We start from the raw sequence: 2,545 nt of genomic DNA on the forward strand, positions 1-2,545 counted from the left end.
GAGGCTCCAGAAACCATGCGCCCTGTTCATCACGCCGCGTCCCAGCTGCGCTTCGATGCGGTCGATCTCAACATTGATGATCTCCAGAGCGCCGGCCAGCAGCCCCTCGACGAAGAGCACACAGAACACGACCGGTGCCGCACCGATCCACGGCACCAGCGACAGCAGCGCAGACGTGCCGCGAGACCCTTCAGTCGGTAGATCACGTTACGTGCCAGGACTTAAAGCGGCGGTACATCGTACGAACCGGATTCCGTACCACCACAAAGGAGTCGTTTCGGCTCGACGCCTGAGGCAACCTGCTTGCTGACCGGCAGCAGGAACCGACCGCGAGGGCAGCAAATCGCGCGGCAATGGTTCGGCATGGAGAGATGAATCAGATGGCCGCCACCGATGTCGAGGTGATGATGCGCCCCCAATTTTTTTCGCGCATCTTGGGAAGAACGGCATCGCTGATGGCGATGACAGACAGCACCATGGTGTCGAAATATTTGCGCCAGTTTTCCGCGCTCTGACTGGACACCAGCGTCGGCGGCGGGCCACCGGTAATGTTCACGAGCACGTCAACCGAACCGAGCTGCTTTTCGATGGTAGCGAGATTGGGCTCGATCACGCCGAGCTCGGCGAGGTCCCATTGAAGCGGCATCGCTGAGCCGCCAGCCGTGCTGATATCGGTAACCGTTTTTTCCGCTGCTTCCTTGTTGATATCTGCAACCGCAATCCGCACGCCTTCGACAGCGAGCGGCCCCGCCAAGCCCGCCGCCGGCGCCCAATATCAGGGCAGTCTTGCCTTCCAATCCGAGATCCATGGTCCGTTTTCCTTTCCGTTATTGGCGATCTTCATACGCTGTGATCATCAGCCCGCCATCCAGCCGCCATCGACCATCAGGTTGACGCCGGTCATGTAGCTCGCCATGTCGCTGGCGAGGAAAAGCGCGGCACTCGCGACATCGTGTGGCTCGCCGAGGCGCGGCCACGGCGTGCGCCGACGCGAATAATCGAGCGCGTCGGGATCGTTGGCGACACCCGGTTTGCCGGTGACGATCTTGCCGGGGGCGATCGCATTGCAAACGATACCTGTCGCACCATGATCGACGGCAATTTGCCGGGTCATCTGCACGACTGCACCCTTGCTGACGCCGTATGGGAAATCACCAGGGCAGGCGACCATGCCGTGCTGCGATGAAATGTTGATGATGCGGCCACGCGTTTCACCCGTCGGCTCCTGCGCCAGAAATTGCTGCGCGGCTCGCTTGCAGCAATAAAAGAACCCGGTGACATTGACGGCGATCACCCTGTCCCATTGTTCGGGCGAGGTCTCAAGGAGATTGGTCGAGGTGTAGATAGCGGCATTGTTGACCATGATGTCGAGCCGACCGAACTCTTTCACCGCTTGTGAGACCAGCGCATCGACGTCAGCCCAGTTGGAGATGTCGGTCCTTACGAACATGCCCTTTCCGCCTGCCGCAACGACGCAGGACAGGGTCGTTTCACCCCCTTCGATCGGAGCCTCCAAGACGTCGGCGATCACGACGGTCGCGCCCTCTTCGACGTAGCGAAGCGCGATCGCACGGCCGAGGCCGGAGCTCGCGCCGGTGACAATGGCAATTTTCTGATCGAGCAAAGGCATCGGCGTTCCTTTATGCAGCCCCGCGCACGACCTGGCCGCGACTGGAAGTAATGAGCGTTCCGTCTTTGACGATGCGTGCGCCGCGCAGGAAGACGTCGGTCAACCGGCCGGCCGTGCGCTTGCCGTGAAAGGGTGAATAGGCGGCACGGGAGGCCTGCTCGGTATTGGTGATGACAGCCGATCGGTCCATATCGACAATTAGAATGTCGGCATCGCTGCCGACGGCAATGGAGCCTTTCGAACGTCCAAGTCCGAAGCGATGGGCGGGATTGTAGGCGCAGATCCGCACGAGATCCGCAAGCCCTAATACCTCCTCCGCCACAAGGTCCAGCATCACCGAGAGCAATGTCTGAAGACCCGGCATCCCGCCGGGAATATCTGCGAAAGATCCATAGACTGCCGACTTTTCGGCCGGGCTGTGCGGCGCATGATCCGTCGCCATGATTGTAATCAGGCCCTCAGAGACCGCCAGGCGCAAGGCCGCGACATCGTCGCGGCCGCGAAACGGAGGCGATCCCTTCAGCCGGGCACCTTCCGTCTCGTAGTCGTCGGATGTGAAGGACAGGTTCTGCGGTGTCGTTTCGACGGTGACATCAGCCATGCTCTGAAGACGGCGCCAGGTCTCGACGCCGAGCCTCGAATTGATTTGACGCACATGCACGCGCGCTCCGGTCTCAGCCGCCGCCAGTACGGCGCGTGCGATACCGCCGGCCTCGGCGAGCGGCGGTCTGCTGGCCAGAAATGCCGGAATGCCAACACCGCGCTCACGCAAGCCGGCTCCCTCGAGGATCGACTGGTCGCCGGGGGAAACGCCTATCACCGCGCCGGTACCGGCCAGCCGGCGCAGCATCTCAGTGACAGCATCCAGACTATCGAACCGATAGTCGACGGGTACGTCGGCCGTGAACAGTTCAA

2 protein-coding genes and 2 pseudogenes are annotated in these 2,545 nt (G+C 61.5%); all 4 read right to left on the reverse strand.

The genetic code is table 11. The annotated features are described in order from the left end of the window. Positions 1–180, reverse strand: a pseudogene (locus tag FY112_RS00595) (MFS transporter); the annotation flags it as partial. A gap of 211 nt (positions 181–391) precedes the next feature. After that, a pseudogene (locus tag FY112_RS00600) lies at positions 392–809 on the reverse strand (SDR family NAD(P)-dependent oxidoreductase); the annotation flags it as partial. Positions 810–856: 47 nt separating this feature from the next. Then, positions 857–1,630, reverse strand: coding sequence for an SDR family oxidoreductase (locus tag FY112_RS00605; protein ID WP_131620450.1), 774 nt, complete (start codon positions 1,628–1,630; stop codon positions 857–859). Between the two features lie 10 nt (positions 1,631–1,640). Beyond that, positions 1,641–2,545: dihydroorotase family protein (locus tag FY112_RS00610; RefSeq protein ID WP_151517373.1), on the reverse strand; the 905-nt coding region annotated here is incomplete at its 5' end.

The sequence above is a fragment of the Rhizobium sp. PEPV16 genome (genome assembly GCF_008919455.1).
Taxonomy (GTDB): domain Bacteria; phylum Pseudomonadota; class Alphaproteobacteria; order Rhizobiales; family Rhizobiaceae; genus Rhizobium; species Rhizobium leguminosarum_Q.

Bases quoted from the DNA above. Each gene is read 5' to 3' on its own strand.
- FY112_RS00605 (WP_131620450.1), bottom strand. From the start codon at position 1,630: ATGCCTTTGCTCGATCAGAAAATTGCCATTGTCACCGGCGCGAGCTCC.